This is a genomic window from Mycobacterium sp. NGS34 (assembly GCF_059812845.1).
The window spans coordinates 1-23,373 of the sequence record NZ_JCALDM010000008.1 but is presented as its reverse complement, the minus strand read 5'-3'; the positions used below and the strand labels follow the sequence as shown (position 1 = coordinate 23,373).

General features: G+C 65.7%; 20 protein-coding genes. 15 read left to right on the top strand and 5 right to left on the bottom strand.

The features are described from left to right. Positions 1-60: 60 nt before the first annotated feature. The 3 genes from AC5Y7V_RS20195 to AC5Y7V_RS20185 all read right to left on the bottom strand — a co-directional run bounded on the left by AC5Y7V_RS20195 (position 61) and on the right by AC5Y7V_RS20185 (position 1,568). Positions 61-315: a hypothetical protein gene (locus AC5Y7V_RS20195; RefSeq protein ID WP_499881816.1), complete on the bottom strand. Its 255-nt coding sequence runs from the start codon at positions 313-315 to the stop codon at positions 61-63. 23 nt (positions 316-338) lie between these two features. Then, entirely contained in the window at positions 339-686 is a 348-nt protein-coding gene (locus AC5Y7V_RS20190) for a hypothetical protein (RefSeq protein ID WP_499881815.1), read from the bottom strand. A 120-nt stretch (positions 687-806) separates the two neighbouring features. Continuing rightward, the gene (locus AC5Y7V_RS20185) at positions 807-1,568 is read right to left on the bottom strand and encodes a TVP38/TMEM64 family protein (protein WP_499881814.1); all 762 of its coding nucleotides are present in this window, start codon (positions 1,566-1,568) and stop codon (positions 807-809) included. Between the two features lie 179 nt (positions 1,569-1,747). On the opposite strand from AC5Y7V_RS20185, the gene mutA reads away from it, so the two are divergent. The 5 genes from mutA (at position 1,748) to lipL (ending at position 9,721) form a co-directional block, all read left to right on the top strand. Beyond that, a complete protein-coding gene (gene mutA / locus AC5Y7V_RS20180) occupies positions 1,748-3,607 on the top strand; it encodes a methylmalonyl-CoA mutase small subunit (protein WP_499881813.1) in 1,860 nt (619 codons plus the stop codon). Positions 3,608-3,612: 5 nt separating this feature from the next. Further along, positions 3,613-5,829 carry a methylmalonyl-CoA mutase gene (gene scpA, locus AC5Y7V_RS20175; protein WP_499881812.1) on the top strand — a complete coding sequence of 739 codons (2,217 nt, stop codon included), beginning with the start codon at positions 3,613-3,615 and terminating at the stop codon, positions 5,827-5,829. Between the two features lie 239 nt (positions 5,830-6,068). Beyond that, the gene (locus AC5Y7V_RS20170; RefSeq protein ID WP_499881811.1) at positions 6,069-7,367 is read left to right on the top strand and encodes an Rv1490 family membrane protein; all 1,299 of its coding nucleotides are present in this window, start codon (positions 6,069-6,071) and stop codon (positions 7,365-7,367) included. Positions 7,368-7,395: 28 nt separating this feature from the next. Continuing rightward, complete coding sequence (meaB, locus tag AC5Y7V_RS20165) at positions 7,396-8,370, top strand: methylmalonyl Co-A mutase-associated GTPase MeaB (protein ID WP_499881810.1); 975 nt, start codon at positions 7,396-7,398, stop codon at positions 8,368-8,370. Between the two features lie 70 nt (positions 8,371-8,440). After that, the gene (gene lipL, locus AC5Y7V_RS20160) at positions 8,441-9,721 is read left to right on the top strand and encodes an esterase/beta-lactamase LipL (protein ID WP_499882031.1); all 1,281 of its coding nucleotides are present in this window, start codon (positions 8,441-8,443) and stop codon (positions 9,719-9,721) included. Positions 9,722-9,732: 11 nt separating this feature from the next. On the opposite strand, the gene AC5Y7V_RS20155 is transcribed toward lipL, so the two are convergent. Continuing rightward, positions 9,733-9,945 (bottom strand): dodecin, encoded by a 213-nt coding sequence (locus tag AC5Y7V_RS20155; RefSeq protein WP_499881809.1) that lies wholly within the window; start codon positions 9,943-9,945, stop codon positions 9,733-9,735. 244 nt (positions 9,946-10,189) lie between these two features. Here AC5Y7V_RS20155 and AC5Y7V_RS20150 point away from each other — a divergent pair, with 244 nt between their 5' ends. Beyond that, complete coding sequence (locus tag AC5Y7V_RS20150; protein WP_499881808.1) at positions 10,190-11,779, top strand: hypothetical protein; 1,590 nt, start codon at positions 10,190-10,192, stop codon at positions 11,777-11,779. A gap of 79 nt (positions 11,780-11,858) precedes the next feature. Here AC5Y7V_RS20150 and AC5Y7V_RS20145 read toward each other — a convergent pair whose 3' ends face one another. Next, a complete protein-coding gene (locus AC5Y7V_RS20145; RefSeq protein WP_499881807.1) occupies positions 11,859-12,326 on the bottom strand; it encodes a GtrA domain-containing protein in 468 nt (155 codons plus the stop codon). A 359-nt stretch (positions 12,327-12,685) separates the two neighbouring features. Here AC5Y7V_RS20145 and AC5Y7V_RS20140 point away from each other — a divergent pair, with 359 nt between their 5' ends. The 9 genes from AC5Y7V_RS20140 to AC5Y7V_RS20100 form a co-directional block, all read left to right on the top strand. Beyond that, on the top strand, positions 12,686-13,945 hold the full coding sequence (locus AC5Y7V_RS20140; RefSeq protein ID WP_499881806.1) for a nucleotide sugar dehydrogenase: 1,260 nt from the start codon (positions 12,686-12,688) through the stop codon (positions 13,943-13,945). Next, the gene (locus AC5Y7V_RS20135) at positions 13,942-14,961 is read left to right on the top strand and encodes an NAD-dependent epimerase/dehydratase family protein (RefSeq protein ID WP_499881805.1); all 1,020 of its coding nucleotides are present in this window, start codon (positions 13,942-13,944) and stop codon (positions 14,959-14,961) included. The genes AC5Y7V_RS20140 and AC5Y7V_RS20135 overlap by 4 nt, the downstream gene beginning before the upstream one ends. Before the next feature lie 29 nt (positions 14,962-14,990). Then, a complete protein-coding gene (locus AC5Y7V_RS20130) occupies positions 14,991-16,496 on the top strand; it encodes a glycosyltransferase (protein WP_499881804.1) in 1,506 nt (501 codons plus the stop codon). A gap of 28 nt (positions 16,497-16,524) precedes the next feature. Next, on the top strand, positions 16,525-18,144 hold the full coding sequence (locus AC5Y7V_RS20125) for a hypothetical protein (protein ID WP_499881803.1): 1,620 nt from the start codon (positions 16,525-16,527) through the stop codon (positions 18,142-18,144). A gap of 19 nt (positions 18,145-18,163) precedes the next feature. After that, positions 18,164-19,576 (top strand): class I SAM-dependent methyltransferase, encoded by a 1,413-nt coding sequence (locus AC5Y7V_RS20120; RefSeq protein ID WP_499881802.1) that lies wholly within the window; start codon positions 18,164-18,166, stop codon positions 19,574-19,576. A gap of 15 nt (positions 19,577-19,591) precedes the next feature. Next, positions 19,592-20,665 (top strand): NAD-dependent epimerase/dehydratase family protein, encoded by a 1,074-nt coding sequence (locus AC5Y7V_RS20115; RefSeq protein WP_499881801.1) that lies wholly within the window; start codon positions 19,592-19,594, stop codon positions 20,663-20,665. Beyond that, positions 20,656-21,522 carry a Gfo/Idh/MocA family protein gene (locus AC5Y7V_RS20110; protein ID WP_499881800.1) on the top strand — a complete coding sequence of 289 codons (867 nt, stop codon included), beginning with the start codon at positions 20,656-20,658 and terminating at the stop codon, positions 21,520-21,522. The genes AC5Y7V_RS20115 and AC5Y7V_RS20110 overlap by 10 nt, the downstream gene beginning before the upstream one ends. An 82-nt stretch (positions 21,523-21,604) precedes the next feature. After that, positions 21,605-22,921, top strand: a complete 1,317-nt coding sequence (locus AC5Y7V_RS20105; protein ID WP_499881799.1) for a UDP-glucose dehydrogenase family protein — start codon at positions 21,605-21,607, stop codon at positions 22,919-22,921. A 15-nt stretch (positions 22,922-22,936) separates the two neighbouring features. Continuing rightward, positions 22,937-23,373: NAD-dependent epimerase/dehydratase family protein (locus AC5Y7V_RS20100; RefSeq protein ID WP_499881798.1), on the top strand; the 437-nt coding region annotated here is incomplete at its 3' end.

Genomic DNA, 23,373 nt, shown 5'->3' with positions numbered 1-23,373 from the left:
TGGCCGCCCAACCGGATTGATTGAGGCGACCACCGCTCGTCAGTGTCCGGACGGCCGGCGTCAGAATCCCGGCGGCGGTGGAGGTGCTCCGCCGGGGTGCTGCCCAAATGGTCCGCCCGGCGCACCGGGCCCGGGCGGGGGAGCCCCGAACGGTCCGCCCGGACCCCCCGGACCGGGCGGTTGCGGTCCGGGTTGCCCCGGTGCCGGTGGTGGCGGCGGCGGATCAGCGCCGGCCACCGCGGCGCCGAAACCCGCCGTGGCCATCCCGAGGGCTCCCGCGAGCAACGAACCGGCGATCACTTGCTTGATGTTCATTAACCGTTTCTCCTTTTTGTTTGTTAGTGGGCCTGCGGCGGCGACGACGGCGGGGACGCCGGTCCGGCGGGGGGAGCGGGGACGCCGGGCTGCGGCGGCTGGCCCGGCGGCGGGCCGGCCCAGGGCGGCGGCGGTGCGTGCCAGCCAAACGGCGGTGGCGGCGGGGGGCCCAGGGCACCCGGCGGCGGCGGAAAACCCCAGCCCGGCGGCGGGGGCGCGGGGGCCCAGAGGCCGATCAGGGTGGCGGCCCCGAACGCGCCGACGACGAGCCCGGCCAATCCGGTGCCGACGGCGACACCGAGCGGGTGCCGCTGCAGGACCGAAGGTGGAGTTGCGGGTTGGGTGGTTTGGGTGGGTTCCTCGTCGGTCACTGTGCCTCCTCGTTGCTCGGGGTGATGCCGGCGACGGTAGGAAGCGGATCTGAAATCAACCTGAAGAGCGGCTCGTAGCGCTCAGATCTTCAGGTTCGGTTCAGAATCGCCGAGGCGACGTCAGGTGACGACGGCCGGCTCGGCCGAACGCTCGTCTCCCTGGATCCTCCGGCGGTGGTGGCGCCGGAAGTGGCGGATCTCGACGATCAGCCCCGTCAGCCCTAAAGCGCCGGTGCACAGGGATACCAGCAGCAGCAGCGGGCTGGGGTGACTGGCGAGGGCGTCGCCGAGGATCACCACGGCCGCGGTCCCGGGCAGCAGACCGGCCAGCGTTGCCAGGGTGTACGGCGCCAGCCGCACGGCTGACGCGCCCGCGGCGTAGTTGATCGCCGAAAACGGCACGGCGGGGATCAACCTCAGCGAGAAGACGGCCAGCCAGCCGCGTTCGCGCAACCGCTCGTCGACCGTGTCGATCGAGCGATGGCGAACCAGGCGGTTGAGCTGCCACCCGGCCGCGCGCACCAGCAGCAGCGCGAGCACCGCGCTCGCGGTGCTGGCGACCACCGCGATGGCGACCCCCAGCAAGGGGCCGAACAGCAGCCCGGCGGCCAGGGTGAACGCGGTGCGGGGGACCGGCACCACCGTGACCACGATGTGCGCGGCCAGGAACGCCAACGGGAACCAGGGGCCCACCGACTCCGCCCAGTCCCGCATCTGCACCGGCGTCGGCAGCGGAAGCCAGGTGGCCGCCACGATCAGCACTGTGATACCGACCACTGCCGCGACCGTTCGGGGCCCGGACAGCTGCCGGGCCGTCACGGCCAGGGCGCGGCCGACGTCGCGCAGTCGCTCGGTGATTTTGCAGGTGGCGGAAGCCGTCACGCCTGTCAAGGGTACGGGGAACGGTCGAATAAGTCCTTTCGCGAGCCTGGCGTTTCATCGCCGCACGCAACCGGCGCGCCGCGCTGGGCGCCCGGCGCGGTTTTTTGCCGGGAGGCCCGATCAATTAGCCTCGTCAGTAATTGGCAGAGCCCCGTTTACTGGGAAAAAGGGAGCAATCGGTGTCCATTGATGTACCCGAACTCGCCGGCCTGGAAGAGGTTCGCGGGCGTTGGCGCACGGCCGTCGCCGGTGTGCTCTCGAAGAGCTCGCGCAAGGATCCCGACCAACTGGGGGACGAGCCCGAACGGCTGCTGGAAACCCCGACCTATGAGGGGATCCCCGTTCGGGCGCTCTATACCGCACTCGACCAGCTCCCCGAACCGGCGCTGCCCGGCGAGTGGCCCTACGTGCGCGGCGCCGACGCGACCCGCGACGTCGACGCCGGCTGGAAGGTCGCCGAGGTTTTTCCCGCGCCGGGCTGCGACGACCCCAACGCCGCGGTGCTGGCCGCCCTCACCGACGGCGTCAGCGCGCTGCTGGTGCGCGTGGGAGAGTCCGGCGTGGCGGCCGGCGACCTCGGGCAGCTGCTCTCGGGGGTGTACCTGGATCTGGTGCCGGTGATCCTCGACGCGGGCGCCCACTACGCCGACGCCTGCGACGCCCTGCTGGCGTTGGTCGACGGGCTCGATGCCGACAAGCGCGACGCCCTGTCGATCGACCTGGGCGCGGACCCGCTGACCGCGACGCTGAGCGGCCGGGGATCCCCGTCGGCCGAGCAGGTGGTGGCCGTGGCAACGCGGGTGGCCGGGAACCACGGCGTGCGAGCGATCACCGTCGACGGCCCCGCCTTCCACAACCTGGGCGCCGACGCGAGCTGGGAGCTGGCCGGCGGCCTCGCGGCCGCGGTGGCCTACCTGCGCCTGCTCACCGAGGCCGGGATCCCGGCCGGACAAGCGTTGCGGCAGATCAGCTTCCGGCTGTCCGCCGACGACGACCAGTTCATGACCATCGCCAAGATCCGCGCCGCGCGTCAGCTGTGGGCGCGCGTCGCCGAGGTCGTCGGCGAGCCGGCGGCCGGCGCGGCGGTGGTGCACGCGCAGACCTCGCTGCCGATGATGACCCAGCGCGACCCGTGGGTGAACATGCTGCGCGGCACGGTGGCCGCCTTCGGTGCGGGCGTCGGCGGCGCCGACACCGTGGTGGTGTTGCCGTTCGATGTGGCGATCCCGGGCGGCTTTCCCGGCGTCGGGCGCGGCTTCGCGCGCCGCATCGCCCGCAACACCCAGCTGCTGCTGCTGGAGGAGTCCCACGTCGGACGGGTGTTGGACCCGGCCGGCGGGTCCTGGTACGTCGAGGACCTCACCGAGCAGCTGGCCCAGCGGGCGTGGCAGCAGTTCCAGGCCACCGAAGAGCGGGTCGCCCGCGGCGGGTTCGCCGAAGCCCGCGACTACATCGCCGAGCAGATCGCCGACGTCGCCGCGCGGCGCGCCGACGACATCGCGCACCGTCGCACCGCGATCACCGGCGTTAACGAATACCCCAACCTCGAGGAACCGCCCCTGCCGCAAGGGGATTCGGCATCCGGAGTCCGGCGCTACGCGGCGGAGTTCGAGGCGCTGCGGGACCGTTCCGACGCATTCCTGGCGCGCACGGGTTCCCGCCCCAAGGCGTTGCTGCTGCCGCTCGGCCCGTTGGCCGAGCACAACATCCGGACGACGTTCGCGGCCAACCTGCTCGCGTCGGGCGGCGTCGAGGCGATCAACCCAGGGCCGGTCGACGCCGCCGGGGTCGCGGCCGCGGTGGCCGACGCCGACTCGACAGTGGCCATCATCTGCGGCACCGACAAGCGCTATCACGAGGAGGTTTCGGGCGTGGTCGAGGCGGCCCGGGGCGCCGGTGTGACGAGGGTCTACCTCGCGGGCCCGGAGCGGGCGCTGGCCGATCTGGACGACACCGCACCGAGGCCGGACGAGTTCCTGACCGCGAAAATCAATGCGGTGGAAGCCTTGTCGAATCTGCTCACCCGGTTGGGAGCGTAGCCACCATGACGATGACGACACCCGCCGTCGGCAACTTCTCCGACATCCCGCTGCACGGCGATCGCGAAGTGCCCGCGCCCACGGAGGCCGCCGCCCGTAAGTACATCGGCGCCGACTGGCACACGCCCGAGGGCATCGACGTCAAGCCGGTGTACATCGCCGCCGATCGTGCGGCCGCGGCGGCCGAGGGCTATCCGCTGAACAGTTTCCCGGGCGAGCCCCCCTTCGTGCGCGGCCCCTACCCGACGATGTACGTCAACCAACCGTGGACAATCCGCCAGTACGCCGGGTTCTCCACCGCGGCGGATTCCAACGCCTTCTACCGCCGCAACCTCGCCGCCGGCCAAAAGGGCCTTTCGGTGGCCTTCGACCTGGCCACCCACCGCGGCTACGACTCCGACCACCCCCGCGTCCAGGGCGACGTCGGAATGGCCGGTGTGGCAATCGATTCCATCCTCGACATGCGGCAGCTGTTCGACGGCATCGATTTGTCGGCGGTGTCGGTCTCGATGACCATGAACGGCGCCGTGCTGCCGATCCTGGCGCTGTACGTGGTGGCCGCCGAGGAGCAGGGGGTGCCACCGGAGAAGCTGGCCGGCACCATCCAGAACGACATCCTCAAAGAGTTCATGGTGCGCAACACCTACATCTATCCGCCCAAGCCGTCGATGCGCATCATCTCCGACATCTTCGCCTACACCAGCGCCAAGATGCCCAAGTTCAACTCCATCTCGATCTCCGGCTATCACATCCAAGAGGCCGGTGCCACAGCGGATTTGGAGCTGGCCTACACCCTGGCCGACGGTGTCGACTACATCAAGGCGGGCCTGGACGCCGGGCTGGACATCGACAAGTTCGCGCCCCGGCTGTCGTTCTTCTGGGGCATCGGCATGAACTTCTTCATGGAGGTCGCCAAGCTGCGCGCCGGCCGGCTGCTGTGGAGCGAACTGGTCGCGGGATTCGGCGCCAAGAACCCCAAATCCCTTTCCCTGCGCACGCACTCGCAGACCTCGGGCTGGTCGCTGACCGCCCAGGACGCCTTCAACAACGTCGCGCGCACCTGCATCGAGGCCATGGCCGCCACCCAGGGGCACACGCAGTCGCTGCACACCAACGCGCTGGACGAGGCGCTGGCGCTGCCCACCGACTTCTCGGCCCGGATCGCGCGCAACACCCAGCTGCTCTTGGCGCAGGAGTCGGGGACCACCAGGCCGATCGACCCGTGGGGCGGCTCCTATTACGTGGAGTGGCTGACGCACCGGCTCGCGGAAGCCGCGCGCGGCCACATCGCCGAGATCGCCGAGCACGGCGGCATGGCGCAGGCCATCGACGACGGCATCCCCAAGATGCGCATCGAGGAGGCGGCCGCGCGCACCCAGGCCCGCATCGACTCGGGCCAGCAGCCCGTGATCGGCGTCAACAAGTACCAGGTCGACGAGGACCAGGAAATCGAGGTGCTCAAGGTCGAGAACAGCCGGGTGCGCGCCGAGCAGTTGGCGAAACTGAAGGACCTGCGCGCCGGCCGGGACTCCTCGGCCGTCGACGCCGCGCTGGCGGAGCTGTCGCGGGCCGCCGCCGCCACCGGCCGGGCGGGCGAGGATGGGCTGGGCAACAACCTGCTGGCGCTGGCCATCGACGCGGCCCGGGCCAAGGCCACCGTCGGCGAGATTTCCGATGCACTGGAAAAGGTGTATGGCCGTCACCAGGCGGAGATCCGTACTATCGCCGGGGTCTACCGTCACGAGGCCGGAAAGGCGACCAACATCGCAACCGCCACCGAATTGGTCCAGAAGTTCGCCGAGGCCGACGGTCGCCGGCCCCGGATCCTGGTGGCCAAGATGGGCCAGGACGGCCACGACCGTGGGCAGAAGGTGATCGCGACGGCGTTCGCCGACATCGGCTTCGACGTCGACGTCGGGTCGCTGTTCTCCACGCCCGAGGAAGTGGCCCGGCAGGCCGCCGACAACGACGTGCACGTGATCGGGGTGTCGTCGCTGGCCGCCGGCCACCTGACGCTGGTGCCGGCGCTGCGCGACGCGCTGGCCGAGGTGGGACGGCCCGACATCATGATCGTGGTGGGTGGCGTCATCCCGCCCGGCGACTTCGACGAGCTGTACGCCGCCGGGGCGACCGCCATCTTCCCGCCCGGAACCGTGATCGCCGACGCCGCGATCGGCCTGCTGCACAAGCTGGCCGAGCGGCTTGAATACAAGCTGGATTAGCGCGCATTTGCCAAATGCGTTGGTGATCTTGGGTTGTCGCCGGCGCACCCGAATCATGGCCCGATTCTGACGGTCCTGCATTCATTTCCCTGCGATCGGCCGATAGAAACACGCGTATTTTGTAAGCCGTCCTACATTTCGCGCCCGAAAAATTCTTCCGCCAAGGGGATCAGAATCGCTGCGCGTCCGTTCTGCGTCCGCTACTATCCGGCAAACGCCTTATCGGGAAGGCGCATTTGATGTTACTGGACGCTTCGACTTACCCAGCGGATCACTATATTCCGCGTCGATACCCGCACCTCGCCGACCGAATCTCATTAGTTTATCTACTGACCTCGACCTGGGTGATCGTCTGGCTTATCGCCCATATGTATTTCCAGAGGGTCGTCTTTTCCAACGATTTATGGTGGTTGCAGTACTACGTCGGCAATTACGCGGCGGGATTCGTACGACGCGGGCTCGGCGGTGAACTGATCCGCATATTCGCCCCCGGCGACTACTTCACCGCCGCCTACGCGATCCTGTGGGCGTCGATCGTGGTTTGGCTGGTCGCCCTCGGCGTGCTGACGTGGCGGATTCTCAACACGGGAACCGGATCCCAGCGCAAGGTGATGCTGGCCCTGCTCGTTCCGGTGCTGCCCTTCTCGCTTTCCTACGCCATCTACAGCCCCCATCCCGAACTCTTCGGCATGACCGCGCTGCTGGCCTACTGCATCTCCCTCACCGCGGTGAGAACCGCCCGCGCCCGATTGATCCTCAGCGCCGGTTACGGACTGGCGATAGCCGTGCTGGCGTACCTGCACGAGGCGATTCCGCTCGAGTTCGCGCTCGGAGCGGTTCTGGCGATCGTCGTTCTCGCGAAGGATTCGGGGCGTGGTACTCGGCGGATGTGCGCCGTCTTGGCGGTCGGTCCGGGGATTGCCGCGACGTTGTCGGTCGCCGCGCTGGGGCGCCGCGACGTCGCGGCGCAGTTGTGCGCCCAGCTCCCGCACGGCTTGATCGAGCATCCGTGGGGGGTTTCCACCACGCCGCAGAAAGCGCTCGACTATATGCTCGGTCGTGTCGAGAGCCGCACGGATTTTCACGACTTCATGTGTAATAAGGTGATCCCGATTTTCGACTCCGACACGGCCGGCGCCGTGTACATGGTTTTGCATTGGGGCTTCTTCCCGTTGCTCGGCGCGTTCGTCCTCGGGGTGGTGTACTTCGCCGGCACAGCAGGGACAATCCGCTATTTCTCCGGTGTTCCGATCCGCGCTTTCCTCGGCGAATTGCGCCACAATCTCGTGTTGCCGTTGCTCGGGGCGGCATTGGTGGTTCCGCTGTTTGTCACCGCCGTCGACTGGACTCGGTGGTGGATTTTGATCACGTTCGACGTGGCCGTCGTGTACTTCCTCTACGCGATCAAGCGGCCGGAGATCGGGCAGGCGCCGTCGAGAAGGAACGTCCTGCTCTTCGTCTACATCGTCCTTGCGCTGGCGTTGCTCCCGACCGGGGCGGCCAACAACGTCGGCGTATGGAGCGTGCACCTTTTCTGACCCGACGGCCCCTATACGCTGGGGGATCGTGTCGGGAATCGAGACGCTGGCCGAGTCGGTCCGCAACGGTGATCGTGCGGCGCTGCCGAGGGCGATCACGCTGCTGGAGTCCACCCGCGCCGACCATCGCCAGAAGGCGCAGCGGCTGCTGCTGGAGCTGATGCCCTACTCCGGCAACGCGCGCCGCGTCGGCATCAGCGGGACGCCCGGGGTCGGCAAGTCCACCAGCATCGAGGCGCTCGGTATGCACCTCATCGAACACGGCCACCGGGTGGCGGTGCTGGCCGTCGACCCGTCGTCGACCCGGACCGGCGGCTCCATCCTCGGCGACAAGACGCGGATGGCGCGCCTGGCGGTCCAGCCCGACGCCTACATCCGCCCGTCCCCGACCTCGGGCACCCTGGGCGGGGTCGCCAAGGCCACGCGGGAAACCATCGTCCTGCTGGAGGCCGCCGGGTTCGACGTGGTCCTGGTCGAGACGGTCGGGGTCGGCCAGTCCGAGGTGGCCGTGGCGAACATGGTCGACACGTTCGTGTTGCTGACCCTGGCGCGCAGCGGCGACCAGCTGCAGGGCATCAAGAAGGGCGCTCTGGAGCTGGCCGACATCGTGGTGGTCAACAAGGCCGACGGGGAGCACCTGCCCGAGGCGCGAAAGGCCGCGCGGGAACTGTCCGCCGCGATTCGGCTGATCCACCCGGGCGAAACGCTTTGGCGGCCACCGGTTCTCACGATGAGCGCGACCGAGGGCACCGGCCTGGCCGAGCTGTGGGAGACGATCGAGCGCCACCACCGGGTGCTGTCCGAGGCCGGCGAACTCGACGAGCGCCGGCGCGCCCAGCAGGTCGACTGGACGTGGCAGATGGTCCGCGACACCGTCCTGGACCGGGTGGTGTCCAACCCCGGTGTCCGCAAAATTCGTGCCGACCTGGAACGCCAGGTCAAGGCGGGGGAGCTGACCCCGGCCCTGGCCGCCGAGCAAATCCTCAAGGCCGCGTCGGGCTAACGGAAAGGTAAATTAACCGACGTTTTCCCGGCGGAAGGTATGAAACTTCAGTAAATTCGATAGCGTGACGATGGAGTCCCGGGTCGCTCGCCGCGCGGTCCCTGTGCTCGATGGCCCTGACGCAGGTCATCGCGTGTCCGGCGCGGCGGACCCACACTTTGCGTGCGTCGTTCGCGCTTTCTCCACCATGTTCCCGGCCCGCCGCTTCGGCGGCGGCGCCCTGGCCGTCTATGTCGACGGCCGACCCGCGGTAGACGTGTGGAGCGGCTGGGCGGATCGGGGCGGTCACGTGCCGTGGTCGGCCGACACCGCACCCATGGTTTTCTCGGCGACCAAGGGCATGGCCGCCACGGTCATCCACCGGCTTGCCGACCGCGGGCTCATCGACTACGAGGCCCCCGTCGCCGAATACTGGCCGGACTTCGCGGCCAACGGCAAAGCCGAGCTCACCGTGCGCGAGGTGATGAGACACGCCGCCGGCCTGTCGGGCCTGCGCGGCGCCACACAGGAAGACTTGTTCGATCACCTCGTGATGGAGGAACGGCTGGCCGCCGCCCCGCCGGGGCGCCTGCTGGGCAAGTCCGCCTATCACGCGCTGACCTTCGGCTGGCTGATGTCCGGTCTCGGCCGGGCGGTGACCGGTAAAGGCATGCGCGCGCTGATCCGCGAGGAACTCGCCGAGCCGCTGGGCACCGACGGCATGCACCTGGGCCGGCCACCGGCCGAATCGCCGACGCGGGTGGCCCAGATCATCACGCCGCAGAGCCTGGTAGGCAACCCGATCGTCAACTACGTGAGCCGCAAGGTCGGCCACCAGCTGTCCGGGGGATGGCGGTCCATGTACTTCCCGGGCATGATCGCCGCCGTCCAGGGCGAGATGCCAATGCTGGACGCGGAAATCCCGGCGGCCAACGGGGTGGTCACGGCCCGCGCGCTGGCCCGGATGTACGGCGCCATCGCCAACCACGGGGAGATCGACGGCACCCAGTTCCTGTCGCGGGAGCTGGTCGCGGGCCTGACCGGCCGGCGGAGCCTGCGGCCGGACCGAAACCTGTTCGTGCCGTTGGCTTTCCACCTCGGTTACCACAGCCTGCCGTACGGCAACGTGATGCCCGGCTTCGGTCACGTCGGGCTGGGCGGATCGCTTGGCTGGGCCGACCCCGCCGGAGGGGTGGCGTTCTCGCTGGTGCACAACCGGCTGCTGACGCCGTTCGTGATGACCGATCACGCCGCGTTCGTCGGCATATACAAGCTGATCCGCGACGCCGCCGCGAAGGTGCGTAAGCGCGGGCTGCAGCCGGTGACCGAGTTCGGGGCGCCCTTCTCGGAGCCGGGAGCCGTCGCCGGCTAGGGCTGGCGGACCTAGGAATCTTCGAGGCGGAAGCCGACTTTCATCGTCACCTGGACGTGTCCGACGGCCCCGTCGACCAGGTGGCCACGGATCGACGCCACCTCGAACCAGTCCAGGCCGCGCATGGTCTGCGTCGCCCGGGCCAGACCGCTCCGGATGGCCGCGTCGACACCATCGGGTGAGGATCCAACGATCTCGATCACGCGGTAGGTGTGATTGCTCATCGCGATCCCTCCGGGGGTTCCATGAAAACTCCGATGTTCGAACACGTCAATCTCATACGCTCCCATAATCGGATTCACATAGGTAGGTATTCGCCGCGGTGGCGGGTCAGGCTTCCGCTGGCGTTTTGGGCTTGTGAACGCGGGGTACCTCGGGTTCCACGGCGGTATAAAGCGGCGATCTCCGACGCGCCTGGCGCGAAAACGCCAGTCGCCAGGGCGGCTTGGCAAGGGGGTCAATTGCCAAATGGGTGAGCAGGTTGAGAGTTATGCGGCCGTCGGCCTCCGACATCGCAGTGCGGCCACAGACGAAAATGGACCGACCCCGTCCGTACCACCGGACCCATCACTTGGAACACGACGGCCGAAGGGCATGTTTGCGTTACTGGCCGCTGCCAGTTGCGTCATCTTCGGCGCCAAGCTGGCCACCATTTCGGCCCTCGGTTCGGCGATGCCGTTCTTCGATCAGTGGTACGGGGAAGCGGCGAACCTGTACTCGCCGTACCTGAAGGGCGCACTTTCGTGCGCCAACCTGTTCGCCCCGCACAATGAACACCGCATCTTTGTATTCCGCGTGTTCGCACTCTTACATTTGGAACTCGCGGGCGAGTGGAATACCCGCCTCGAAATGATCTTGGGCGCGATCGTCCATACCGCGACGATCACCTGGCTTTTGGCGTTGCTGCTGCCCCTGGTCGCGGCGCGCTGCCGCATGCCCCTGGCGTGCTTCGTCGCACTTCTGTTCGCGCTTCCAATCGGTTACGAGAACATACTGTCCGGGTTTCAAAGTTCCTTGTACCTCATGCTGTTCTTCGGGATCGCTGCTCTGGTCGCGTTCAGCTCCGCGCGGCCGTTCTCGGTGCGCTGGTTTTGCGGATTGGTGGCCGCGGTCCTTAGTTACCTCTCCTTCGGTTCAGGTCTGGCCATCACCCTCGCCGCGGCCGCGCTGGTGTCGTTGCAGTTGGCTACCAACGCAAGGAAGAGGTGCGTTCGCGAGTACGCCAGCATCGTCGTCCTCATATCACTCGCCTTGGCGATGGTCCTGTGGGCAACCTCAAGCGAGCATCCGACGAGCAGTCCGTGGACGTTCATCCAGGGATTAATTCTCTTCGGCGGCCAGGCGATAATCGGGTTGGTCCCGACGATCTGGTTCTGTCACCACATTCTGGTGCGGCGTCCCGCCATCGCCGACCGTGCGTGGCTGGTGGTCGGAATCAGTGCGTGGTTGACGATCCAGCTGCTGCTTCTCGCCTACGGCCGTGGACCCGCCCTCGCGGTGCGGTACCTGGACGTCGTCCTGCTCGTCTATCCCGTGGCGCTGGTCGCGGTGTTCGTGCTTGCCGGGACGGCGCGCGCCTCGCGGTTAGGCCGGTATGCGGTCCCGGCCGCCACCGTATGGGTGTTCGTCGTTGTAGCCGCCTTCGCCGGGCTGGGCTACGTGTCGGTGGTCGGGGCCGTCGGCTGGGGACAAGCGACCCGCCAGCAGGAAGTCAACGTCCAGGCCTACCTGGCCACACGGAACGTCGACGATCTCAACGCAAAGGGCGGGCGCAGCCAGATGTTCGACCTTTCCTACCCGCAGCCGCGAAAGCTGGCGGAAATCTTGGAAGATCGAGATATCAGGGCGATCCTGCCGTCCCAATTCCGACCCGCCGACGCCGATAATGCCGGAGCTCGCCACCGCTTGCTGCTCAGGGGCCGGCTCGCCGGCGGCACCGCCACGACAGTTCACCTCATCCTCGAGATCGCGCCCGCATTGCTGGCGCTGGGAATTGGTTTATTCTTCGCGGCCGGCGCACGGTGGAGCCTGCAGGTCCAGGGCCCTGCGCGACCCTGAAGCCAGGGCAATCCCGCATCGAAACCCATTTGTGCCGCTGGCTTTCCACCAGAATTGGGGCGCGACCGGCAGCCCGGAATTACGACCGTGCTGTCGCGGGCTCCGCCTGCGAGTCGCGGAACCACCGATCCAGGATCAGGAAGCGGCCGATCCACACGACGCCGAACCCGAGCACCTGCACCAAGAACACGGCAGCACCGTGGATGGGTGTGGTGTCACCGGCCATCGCATCGTCGACCAGAGAAGTGAAAAGCGTAGCCAGTGCCACCGCCAGCATCACGACCAGCCAGAACACGATCACCTGTTTGCGCAGGTTCTCGGCCGACGTCGCCCGCCAGACGAAGTGCTTGTTGGCGAAGAAGTTGGGAACGGTGACAATCGCCGCCGCAAGGAGCGACGCGGCGGTGTAGCTGTTGAGCCACACTCCCATCACCTGGATCAGGCCCTGGCCGATAGGCAGGAAGGCGGCCGCCACGGCGGCGTAGCGTAGCTTTTTGCGCATTTCTACCGTGTGGGCGTTCGCGACCGAGCCCCCCAGGAGCTGCATGGTGAGCAAATTACTCGGAGACTCCTCGCCGCGGGCTGAAATTGGCGGAACTCACGCGGTGAATGGCTGCCGGCATTAGCCGAGGTCCTCGGAGGCAATGCGCGTCGAAGGTCATTCACATACTTTTCAGACGAAATTCAGCCCGGTTGCATACTCGAGCCGTTGCCAGAGGCGCTGCGCCTCAAGGCTTCCGACGCCGTCGGACGGGCGGGGGCTGCGGCCCGGTTGATATTTTCCCGAAACGCCGCGTGGTAGCCCCAGATCTCGTACGCTCCAACCAACGGAACCACGTTAGCTATACGAACTTGTGGTTGTTCAACCCGTGGGGGGCTTGAAGCAAGGAGCGGAGGGGCTTTCGAATGGCAGCTCAAACCGATCAACGCATCTGCATCATCGGCGGCGCCGGGCACGTCGGGCTGCCGCTGGCGCTCGTGCTTGCGGACGAGGGTTTCCACGTCGACATCCTCGACACGAACACCACAGCGCTGAAAACGATCATGGCCGGCCGGATGCCATTCGTCGAGAACGGCGCCCAGGAACTGCTCAAGCGGCTGTTGCCGACCGGCCGTATCTCGGCGACCACCGATTCGTGGGCGGTCAGGAATTCCGACATCGTGATCTGCGTCGTCGGGACGCCGGTGGACGAGTACCTGACACCGCAGGCGCACACCTTCTTCCGCATCATCGATGAGATCAGTCCGTACTTTCACGACGGACAGACGCTCGTCTTGCGAAGCACCGTTTACCCCGGACTAAGCCAGCGCGTCCACGACTTGTTCAAGGAGCGCGGGGTCGGCGTTCATGTCACTTTCTGCCCCGAGCGCATCGCGCAGGGCCACTCCATCCGCGAGCTGCGCGAGATTCCGCAGATCATCAGCGGGTTCGACGCCGAAGGGCGCCGGGTTGTCCGCGAACTCTTTTCCCGGATCACCGGCGACATCATCGAGGTGGAGCCGCAGGAGGCGGAGCTGGCCAAGCTGTTCTGCAATGCGTACCGCTACATCCAGTTCGCGGTCGCCAACCAGTTTTACCTGCTCAGCCGGGAGGCCGGGCTCGACTTCGACCGCATTCATCACGCGGCGACGTACCAGAACAAGCGCGTCGACAGCCTGCCCAGGGCCGGGCTGGCGGCGGGCCCGTGCCTGCTGAAGGACACCATGCAGCTCGCCGGGTTCAGCAACAACAACTTCATGCTGGGACACGCGGCCATGCTGATCAACGAGGGCCAGCCGCAGTTCATCGTCAACATGCTCAAGCGCCGGGTTGATCTGCGCGACAAGACCGTTGGCCTCCTCGGCATGACGTTCAAGGCGGATTGTGACGACACGCGCGACTCGCTCAGCTTCAAACTCCGGCATCTGTTGATGCTCGAGGCCAAGCAGGTGATGCTGCACGATCCGTTCCTCGATGGCCCGGAGTACTACGCACTCGACGTCGTGTTGGGCCGTGCCGATGTCATCGTCATCGGCGTGCCGCACTCGATCTACCGCGGTCTGCAGATTCCCGAAGACAAGATTGTCGAGGATGTCTGGGGTTGCCTGGGGGCCAAGCAGGCTGAAGAGGACGCGCCGAACGGAGCCCCGTTGGCGACGCTGAGCATGGGAACCCCGGCCCCGTGAAAGTTCTCGTCACTGGCAGCGCGGGATTCATCAATGGGTACGTTGTCGACGAGCTGCTGCGCGCCGGCCATGAGGTCGTCGGTGTCGACAATTACTCGAAATATGGGAAGGTCAAGAAAAGCTACGACGATCACCCGCGGTATCACTTCGTCGAGGGCGACGTCAAAGACCTGGACCTGATGTTCCAGCTGATCGAGGGCTGCGAGCAGATGGTGGCCAGCGCGGCCCGCATCGGCGGCATAACCTACTTCCACGAGTACGCCTACGACCTGTTGGCCGAGAACGAACGCATCGCCGCCGCCCATTTCGACACCGCCATCTACGCGTACCAAAAGGGCTGGCTCAAGAAGATCAACGTGATCAGTTCGTCGATGGTGTTCGAAAACGCCACCGTCTTCCCCACGCCGGAGAAGCACATCACCGAATGTCCGCCTCCGACAAGCACTTACGGCTTTCAGAAGCTGGCCTGTGAGTATTTCGCGCACGGCGCCTATGAGCAGTACGGCCTTCCGTACACGATCATCCGCCCGTTCAACTGTGTGGGGACTGGCGAACAGCGGGCGCTGGGTGGCCGCGAAATCCCCAGCGGTAATGTCAAACTCGCCATGAGTCACGTCGTGCCGGACCTCGTTCAGAAGGTGGCGAAGGGGCAGGACCCGCTGCGCATCCTCGGCGACGGCACCCAGGTGCGGCACTACACCTACGGCGGCGACCTGGCCCGCGGCATTCGGACCTGCATGGAGCATCCGGCCGCGCTGAACGGGGACTTCAACCTCTCGACGCCCGAGCCCACCACGGTGTTGGAGCTGGCGGAGGCGATCTGGAAGAAGATGCGTCCCGGCACCCCGTTCCGATACGAAAGCGACCCGCCCTTCGAGCACGACGTCCAGTTGCGCTCACCGGACGTTCACAAGGCTTCCGAGGTTCTCGGCTTCGAGGCGGCCACAACCCTCGATGACATGTTGGACGAGGTCATTCCCTGGATCGTCGACGCCGTCGAGGCCGGGACCATCTGACGTGGATTGTTTGTCACCATTGGGACGTCATGCACATCGCGGGTGAACCCGACCTCCAGCAGCTCTATCGCAATCGCTTCGGCCATGCCCGCGAGTCGCGGTCGGCCATCTGGGCCGTATTGGTGCGGGACTTCTTCCAGTCGCGCATCAAGCGCAGCGACACGGTGCTGGATCTTGGGTGTGGCTACGGCGAGTTCCTGAACCACGTGCATGCGGCGCGTCGGATCGGGGTCGATCTGAACCCGGACAGCGCGGCCATGCTCGATCCCGGGGTCGAGTTCCATCACGGCCGCGCCGACGACCTCGGGTTCCTCGAGGACGATTCGGTCGACGTCGTCTTCACGAGCAACTTCTTGGAGCACATGCAAGGCAAAGATGACGTCGAGCGGACGATCGCCGAGGCCCGCCGGGTGCTCAAGCCGGGTGGGCATCTCATCGCGATGGGGCCGAACATCCGTCTGGTCCCGGGTGCCTATTGGGATTTCTGGGATCACACCGTGCCGATCAGCGATCGCTCTCTGATCGAGCTGCTGGAGGCCTCCGACTTCGAGATCGCGGAGAGCTACGACCGGTTTATGCCGTACACGGCGTCCTCGTCGTTGCCGCAGGCGCCGATCTTGGTGCGCATGTATCTGCTGTTGAGGCCGGCATGGCGAATCTTGGGCAAGCAGTTCGTGATTCGCGCTCGCAAGCCCGGACCAGGATCCGATACGGGCGATCAGCGCCTGGTGAGTGTGGTCATCCCGGTCCACAACGAGGGCGAGAATATTCAGGTCTGCGTCAGGAGGCTGACCGAGGCGTTGGCGGAGACCCCGCACGAACTGCTCGTCTGTTACGACTTCGATGAGGACGACACGCTGCCGGCGCTGGCCGCGATGCCCGACCGGCCGGCCACCGTGCGGTTAGTTCGCAATTCGATCGGAAAGGGTGTGGCGAATGCGCTGATCGCCGGCTTCGGGGCCGCGCGCGGTGACGTCGTGGTCACCAGCATGGCAGACCTGTCGGATCCGCCCTCGGCGATTCCGTTGATGGCGGCCAAGATTCGCGAAGAAGGCGCGGCTGTCGTCAGCGGGTCGCGGTATATGCGCGGCGGTAGCCAGCGTGGGGGACCCAGGTTGAAGACACTGATCTCGCGGACCGCGGGGCTCAGCCTGCACTACGTGGGCGGCATCGCGACTCACGACGCGACCACGAACTTTCGCGCCTACAGCCGCCGTTTTCTCGACGACGTTCCGGTGGAGAGTCAGCGGGGGTTCGAAGTGGGTCTCGAGCTCACTACGAAGGCGCACCTGCGGGGTTATCGGGTCGATGAGGTCCCGTGCAGCTGGGAGGACCGAACCGCCGGCACAAGCAAGTTCGACCTGGTCGGCTGGCTGCCCGCCTATCTGCACTGGTATGGGCTGGCCATGCGAGGCCCGATGTTGCGCTGGACCGGCGGCGGGCTGGCATCGCTCGGCGCGCTTGGGCTGATGCGGCGCTATCGGGGAGGCGATCCTCGGCCAGGGGGCGCGCGAAAGAAATTGTCCCCACGATGAATCTGGATTAACCGGGGGACGTCATCCGATGGGCGAACACGACGAATTGGTGCTGGACCCGGCAGGCGGAAGCTCCCCACCCGAGCCGGTCGCGCCCGCTGCAGACGATCATGGCGAGACCACAGCGCCGCCGGCGGACACACCCGTGGACGAACCGCAACGCCCGCGCGGCATGGTGGCGCTTCTGACGGCGGTCGCCTGCACGGTCGCCGGTTCCAGGTTGGTCGTCATTTGGGCGCTCGGTTCGCCGGTGCCGTTGTTGGATCAATGGAATGGGGAAGGCCAGAAGGTCTACGGGCCGTATCTCAGGGGGACACTGTCCTTCGCCGACCTGTTCGCCCCGCACAATTCGCACCGTATCTTCATTTTTCGGCTGCTCTCGCTGGGCCATCTCGAGCTGGCCGGCGAGTGGAACACGCGCCTGGAGATGATTTTCGGTGCGCTCGCGCTCACCGCCGTGGCCACCTGGCTCGCGGCATTGCTGATGCCCCTCGTCCGGCCGCAATGCCAGTTGCTGCTGGCCTGTTTCGTCGCATTGGTGTTTGCGTTTCCGATCGGCTACGAGAACGCGCTATCCGGGTTCCAGTCGATGGTGTACATTTCGTTGCTCTTTGCCGTCGCGGCGCTGGTCGCTTTCGCCACCGCGGAGGCGTTCTCCTTTCGCTGGTTCGGCGGATTGGTGGCCGCGATCCTCAGTTGCCTGTCTTTTGCGGCGGGAGTGTCCACCGTTCTGGCTGCCGGTTTACTGGTGGGGCTGCAGCTGGCAACCAGGGCCAGGAAGCGGAACGGTCGTGAGCTGGCCGCCGTCGTCGTTATCGCATCAACCGCCGTGGCGACGATCCTCTGGGAAGCATCGGACGCGAATCCGCTGTCCACCCCGTGGACGTTCATTGAGGGATTGCTCCTGTTCACCGCGAGGATCATCCTTCCAATGGTTCCGACGGTCTGGTTCTGTTGGCACACCCTGGCGAGACGCCCGGCTATCTCTGACCGCGCCTGGGTGGTGGTAGGAATCGCTGGGTGGGTCGCCATCCAGGTTGTACTGCTCGCATACGGCCGTGGAAACCTCGTGGCGCCACGCTATTTGGACATGCTGTTGCTCGCCTACCCACTCGGATTGGTGGCCGTGCTAACCCTTGCCGGTCAAGCGCACGCCAGGCGGCCCGGCCGAGCCGCGAGATCCTTGACGGCAACGTACGTGTTCGTCCTCGTGGCGATCGTCGCAGCGATGGGCAACGTGGGGGTGCTCGGATCCATCAAATGGTCGGAAGCGGCACGCCAACAGGAGGTCGAGGTGAAGGCCTATCTCACCACAAACGACCTTGACCATCTCAAAACCAAGGACGGCCCGGGTCTTGAGGCGCAACTCTATTTCCCAACGCAGCAGCTAGCCGAGATTCTGGCGGACCCGGATGTCAGGGCGGTGCTACCGCCACAATTCCGTCCCCCTGACGCCGACATCGCAAAGGCGCGAAACCGAATGTGGCTCAAGGGATCTCTCGCTGACGGGACGGCCGCCGCGGTGCATGTCATACTTTCGATCGGGCCCGTGTTGCTGGCCCTGGGGGTCAGCCTGTTCTTCGCCGTGGGGGCGCGACGGAGCCTTGCGGGTGCGCAGGGCGGCGTCGTCGCGACGTCGGACGTCTAGTCAACGGTTCCGATCGACGGTGACTCCGAAGCCTGCCGGTGAAGTACTATCCTTACCACCTTGTTATGGAGATGATGAGCATTCAACGGACGAGCACGTTGCCCTCGATCAGCGAATCTACCGATTTGGGCAAGGAAAAGACCTTCTTTTTAGACCCGTGCCCCCGAATTCCAATCGGCCGGCGCATCGCCGGCGATTGATCCGCAAACGAGGCAAACAGGAGCTTGATATGCCCACACCGCCAACCGCGACGATGGAATGTCGATTGTGCGGCGAGCCCGCCGCCGTCGAGTTCCTCAATCTTGGCCAGCAACCGCTGGCGAATAAGTACCCGACGGAAGCTCAATTCGCCGCGGAGGAATTCTTTCCGTTGCAGGTGTTCTTCTGCCCGACGTGCAAGAACGTCCAACTCGGCACGATCATCTCGCGCGAGAGGATGTTCGAGGACTACTACTATCTGTCCTCGGTCAACCGCGCGCTGGTGAACCATTTCGAGGACCTGGCGCAAAAACTGGCGTCGGCGAAGTTCGTGGTCGACGTCGGCTCCAACGACGGGGTTCTGCTCCGGCCGCTGCAGAAGCTGGGCGTCAAAGCGCTCGGCGTCGAGCCGTCGATCAATGTTTCGAAGATCGCCAACGACGAGGGCCTGGAAACGCTGACGTCCTTCTTCGACATGGCAGCAGCCGAGGCCATCGAAGCATCCCACGGCAAGGCGGACGTCATCGTCGCCAGCAGCGTCTTCACCCACCTCGAGGATCCGAGTGGATTCATCGAGACGGTGAAGCGGCTGCTGACCGAGGACGGCACGTTCATCGTCGAGGTCGAATACATCGGATCCATTCTGGCCACCACGCAGTTCGAGCGGTTCTATCTGGATCGGATTTTCTACTACTCACTCACATCGCTGGCGAAGTTGTTCGAGGCGCACGGCATGTTGATCGCCGACGTGCGGGAGATCACGCCGCACGGCGGCTCGTTGCAGGTGTTCGTGCGGCGAGCGGGCCGGCAATCCCCCTCCGATGCGACGGTCCGGTTCCTCGCGCGCGAGGAAGAGGATTTGACCCTGGAAACGCTGCAAGAGTTTCGCCGCAGTGTGGATATTCAAATGGCCGCGTTCAAGGATCGGCTGGCGGAATACCGGCAAGCCGGTCTGCAGGTCGCCGGCTACGGTTCGCCGGCCCGGGTGGCGACGATTTGCAATTACGGCAAGATCGGGCCCGGCGAAATCCCGTTCACCGTCGACGACAGCCCCCTGAAGCAGAACAAGTTCACCCCCGGCACGCACATCCCGATCGTTCCCAAGAGCTACCTGGACGAACACAAGCCCGACGTTCTCGTCGTCTTCGCATACGAATACATCGAAGACATCAAGAAGAAGACCGACGGGGCGTACCGCTATTTGAAGCCCATTCCCCCTACAGACCTGACATAGCAGAAAGTTCCTTGTATGCCTGAACATTTCATCGTCCGCCGCGACACCGAGGCGATCATCCAGGGCCTCGGTGACGACGCCCACCGCCTGTCGGGAAAAACCGTGCTGTTGAGCGGCGGCGCCGGCTTCCTCGGCAAACACTTCCTGCGGGTGTTCAAGCGGCTCAACGACACGATCCTCGAAGAACCCGTCCGGGTGCTGTCGGTCGACAATTTCATCACGGGCGACCCGAGCACCTCTGAGCGCGACGAGAACATTGCCGAGGTGTGGGCCGACGTCACCTACCCGCTGCCGGTGCGCGAAGACATTCACTTCATCATGCATGCGGCCGGCCTGGCTTCGCCGGTCTACTACATGAAGTATCCGCTCGAAACCATCGAAAGCGCGGTGTCGGGCATCGAGAATCTGCTCAAGTTGGGGCGCCAGAACCCGTCGCTGGAAGGCTTCCTGTTCTTCAGTTCCAGCGAAATCTACGGTGACCCCGATCCCCGGTTCGTCCCCACCCCGGAGACCTACCACGGTCACGTCTCGAGCGTCGGTCCCCGCGCTTGCTACGACGAGTCCAAACGACTGGCCGAAACGATCGCGACGGTCTATCACCAGAAGTACGACTTGCCGGTGACGATCGTCAGGCCGTTCAACGTATTTGGGCCCGGGATGAAGCACAACGACCGACGCGTCGTTCCGATGTTCACCTATCAGGCGCTGAACGGCGAGGCGATTCCGGTGCACGGGGACGGACTGCAGACGCGAACGTTCTGCTACATCACGGACGCGATCACCGGGTTTTTGAAAGTGCTACTCAGAGGACGCCCCGGCGAGCCGTACAACATCGGCAATGCCGCCAACGAAATCTCGATGCTGAATCTGGCCGAGCTGTACGGAAAGCTCGTGCCGGGCTCGACATTTCAGCGCATCGAATATCCGGACTCCTACCCGGCGGGCGAGCCGCAGCGACGCTGCCCGGACCTCACCAAAGCCCATGAGCAGTTGGACTATCAACCGCAGGTGGATGTCGAAGACGGGCTCGCGCGATTCGTCGACTGGGCCAAAGACCAGCCGTCGTACCGGAAGGGCGCATGCGAGTAGCCGTAATCGGCCGCGGCAAATGGGGCGTGAACATCGTCCGCACGCTGGCGGCGATGCGTGTGGAGGTGATTGACGAGTCGAAGAACCTCGATCTCGTTCTCCGCCAGCGGCCCGACGGGGTTCTGATCGCGACACCGTCGGCGACCCACGCGCAAGTCGCGATCCCGTTTATCGAGGCGGGCCTGCCGACGTTCATCGAAAAGCCGATGGCAACCACGGTGGCCGACGCGGGCCGCATTCACCAGGCGGCGTTACGTTCCGGCGCACCCGTTGTCGTGGGGCACGTGCAATTGCATAACCCCGCGTTTCAGGCCGCGAAAAAACTCCTGCCCGAAGTCGACCCCGTGCAGACCGTGTTCTGGGAGGGCATGAACCACCAACCACGAACCGACTCGTCGGTGTTGTGGGACTGGCTTCCCCATGGTCTGTCCATGGCGCGGGCGTTATTCGACGCCGATCCCACGTGCGCGCAGGCCTGGGGCGTTGGCGAGCCGTCGCGGTACACGGCGGCGATCGCCAGGTTTGTGATCGGGGGCGTCCCGTTCTTCGCGACCGCCAGCTGGATCTCGCCGGTGAAGCGCCACCGCATGACGGTTGTCGGCGAGCGCAACGCGCTCACCTTCGACGACACCGCGGAGCGAAAGCTATCGCTGCATGACTCCGGTGGCACGTCGTACCCCGCCTACGGTGACGAACCGCCCCTGACGGGCGAGCTTCGGGCGTTCGTCGGCTTGCTTGGCGCCGGGACGGTCCAGACGGCCCCGCTCGAAAGCGAGGTCGCGATCGTGCGGGCGATCAGTGCCGCGGAGGAGTCCGCCCGGAACGACGGTCGGTTGGTGCCGATCGACGACTGTTGATCGCGGGGCCGGATTCCCGCATGGGCATCGCCCGCGTGCGGCAGTATGGGCGGCGACCGTTCGGGACACGAAGGGGGTCATCTTGAAGGTTTCGGTGATCGGATGCGGCTACGTCGGCCTCGTCACGGGCGCCTGCCTCGCCGACAGCGGCAACGACGTGGTCTGCGTCGATATCGATCAGGACAAGATCGACCTGCTGCTCGCCGGAGGGGTCCCGATCTTCGAGCCCGGCCTGGCGGAGCTGATCGCCCGCAACCGGGAGAGCGGGCTGATCGACTTCACCACCGACACGCGCCGCGGGGTCGAGCACGGGGACGTGATATTCATCGCGGTCGCGACGCCGATGAGCGAAACCGGCGAGGCCGATCTCTCCTACGTCTATTCCGTGGCGGATGATATCGGGTCGTACCTGGACCGCTACAAGGTCGTGGTCGACAAGTCGACCGTCCCGGTCGGCACCTCCGACGAGGTTCGAGCGATCATCGCCAAAAAGGCGAAGCACGAGTTCGACATCGTCTCCAACCCCGAGTTCCTCAAAGAGGGCACGGCGATCGCCGATTTCATGAAGCCCGACCGGGTGGTGATCGGCGGCGACTCGAAACGCGCCCTCGACATCATGCGGGAGGTCTACGAGCCGTACCTGCGCACTTTCAATCCCTTGATCACCATGGACATCCGAAGCGCCGAGATGACGAAATACGCGGCCAACTGCTTTCTGGCGACCAAGATTTCGTTCATCAACGAGATCTCGAACCTGTGCGAGAAGGCCGGCGCCGACATCTCGGCGGTGCGGGAGGCGATCGGTGCGGACCGGCGGATCCGCTACGAATTCCTGTTCCCCGGGGTCGGCTACGGCGGCTCGTGTTTGCCGAAAGACGTTCGGGCCCTTATTCACACCGGTGCCAGCCTGGGCGCGGACATGGGCCTGCTGCGCGCGGTCGACGGCGTCAACAGCGGGCAGAAAGCCACCCTGGTGTCGAAGATCGTCGCCCATTTCGGCGGCCCGTCGCCGGCAACGAGCCTGGAGGGCCTGCGCTTCGCGCTCTGGGGCCTGAGCTTCAAGCCGCAGACCGACGATATGCGCGAGGCGCCTTCCATCGTCATCGCGAGCCGGCTGGTCGAGCTCGGGGCGACCGTGCGGGCCTTCGATCCCGAGGCGACCGTGCAGGCGAAGAAGGCGCTCGGTGATTCGATCGAATACGCCGGCAACATGTACGAGGCCGCCGAGGATGCCGACGCGCTGCTCCTGGTCACCGAGTGGAAACAGTTCCAGCGGCCGTCTTGGCAGCGCCTCAAATCGGTGATGCGGGGCTACGTCGTGTTCGACGGCCGGAACATCTACGATCCAAAACGCCTGCGGGCGGAGGGCTTTGAGTACTACGGCATGGGCCGGAACTGAAACTTGGGAGAATCGATGAGAGCCCTCGTCGCCGGCGCCGCCGGCTTCCTGGGATCCCACCTCTGTGATCGTCTTCGCCGCGACGGCGTCGAAGTTCTCGGGCTTGACAACTTCGCTACGGGCACGCGCGAGAACCTCCGGCACCTCGAGGACGACCCGGGCTTCGACTTCCTCGAGCACGACATCAACCGCCCGCTGGACGCCGCGGCGGTGGGTGTCCTGGATGTCATCTACAACATGGCGTGTCCCGCATCGCCGCTCACCTACCAGCGTGACCCCCTGTTCACCCTGGAGACGAACTTCGTCGGGGTGCGCAACCTCCTCGAACTGGCGCGCGAGACGGGCGCGACCGTCCTGCAGTCCTCCACCAGCGAGGTCTACGGGGATCCACTGGTTCACCCTCAGGTCGAGGGCTACTGGGGCAACGTCAACTGCTTCGGGGTGCGGAGCTG

Coding starts and splice junctions, on each gene's coding strand:
- AC5Y7V_RS20195 (WP_499881816.1), bottom strand. CDS start 315: ATGAACATCAAGCAAGTGATCGCCGGTTCGTTGCTCGCGGGAGCCCTC.
- scpA (WP_499881812.1), top strand. CDS start 3,613: ATGACGATGACGACACCCGCCGTCGGCAACTTCTCCGACATCCCGCTG.
- AC5Y7V_RS20170 (WP_499881811.1), top strand. CDS start 6,069: ATGTTACTGGACGCTTCGACTTACCCAGCGGATCACTATATTCCGCGT.
- lipL (WP_499882031.1), top strand. CDS start 8,441: ATGGAGTCCCGGGTCGCTCGCCGCGCGGTCCCTGTGCTCGATGGCCCT.
- AC5Y7V_RS20155 (WP_499881809.1), bottom strand. CDS start 9,945: ATGAGCAATCACACCTACCGCGTGATCGAGATCGTTGGATCCTCACCC.
- AC5Y7V_RS20150 (WP_499881808.1), top strand. CDS start 10,190: ATGGGTGAGCAGGTTGAGAGTTATGCGGCCGTCGGCCTCCGACATCGC.
- AC5Y7V_RS20145 (WP_499881807.1), bottom strand. CDS start 12,326: ATGCAGCTCCTGGGGGGCTCGGTCGCGAACGCCCACACGGTAGAAATG.
- AC5Y7V_RS20140 (WP_499881806.1), top strand. CDS start 12,686: ATGGCAGCTCAAACCGATCAACGCATCTGCATCATCGGCGGCGCCGGG.
- AC5Y7V_RS20130 (WP_499881804.1), top strand. CDS start 14,991: ATGCACATCGCGGGTGAACCCGACCTCCAGCAGCTCTATCGCAATCGC.
- AC5Y7V_RS20125 (WP_499881803.1), top strand. CDS start 16,525: ATGGGCGAACACGACGAATTGGTGCTGGACCCGGCAGGCGGAAGCTCC.
- AC5Y7V_RS20115 (WP_499881801.1), top strand. CDS start 19,592: ATGCCTGAACATTTCATCGTCCGCCGCGACACCGAGGCGATCATCCAG.
- AC5Y7V_RS20110 (WP_499881800.1), top strand. CDS start 20,656: ATGCGAGTAGCCGTAATCGGCCGCGGCAAATGGGGCGTGAACATCGTC.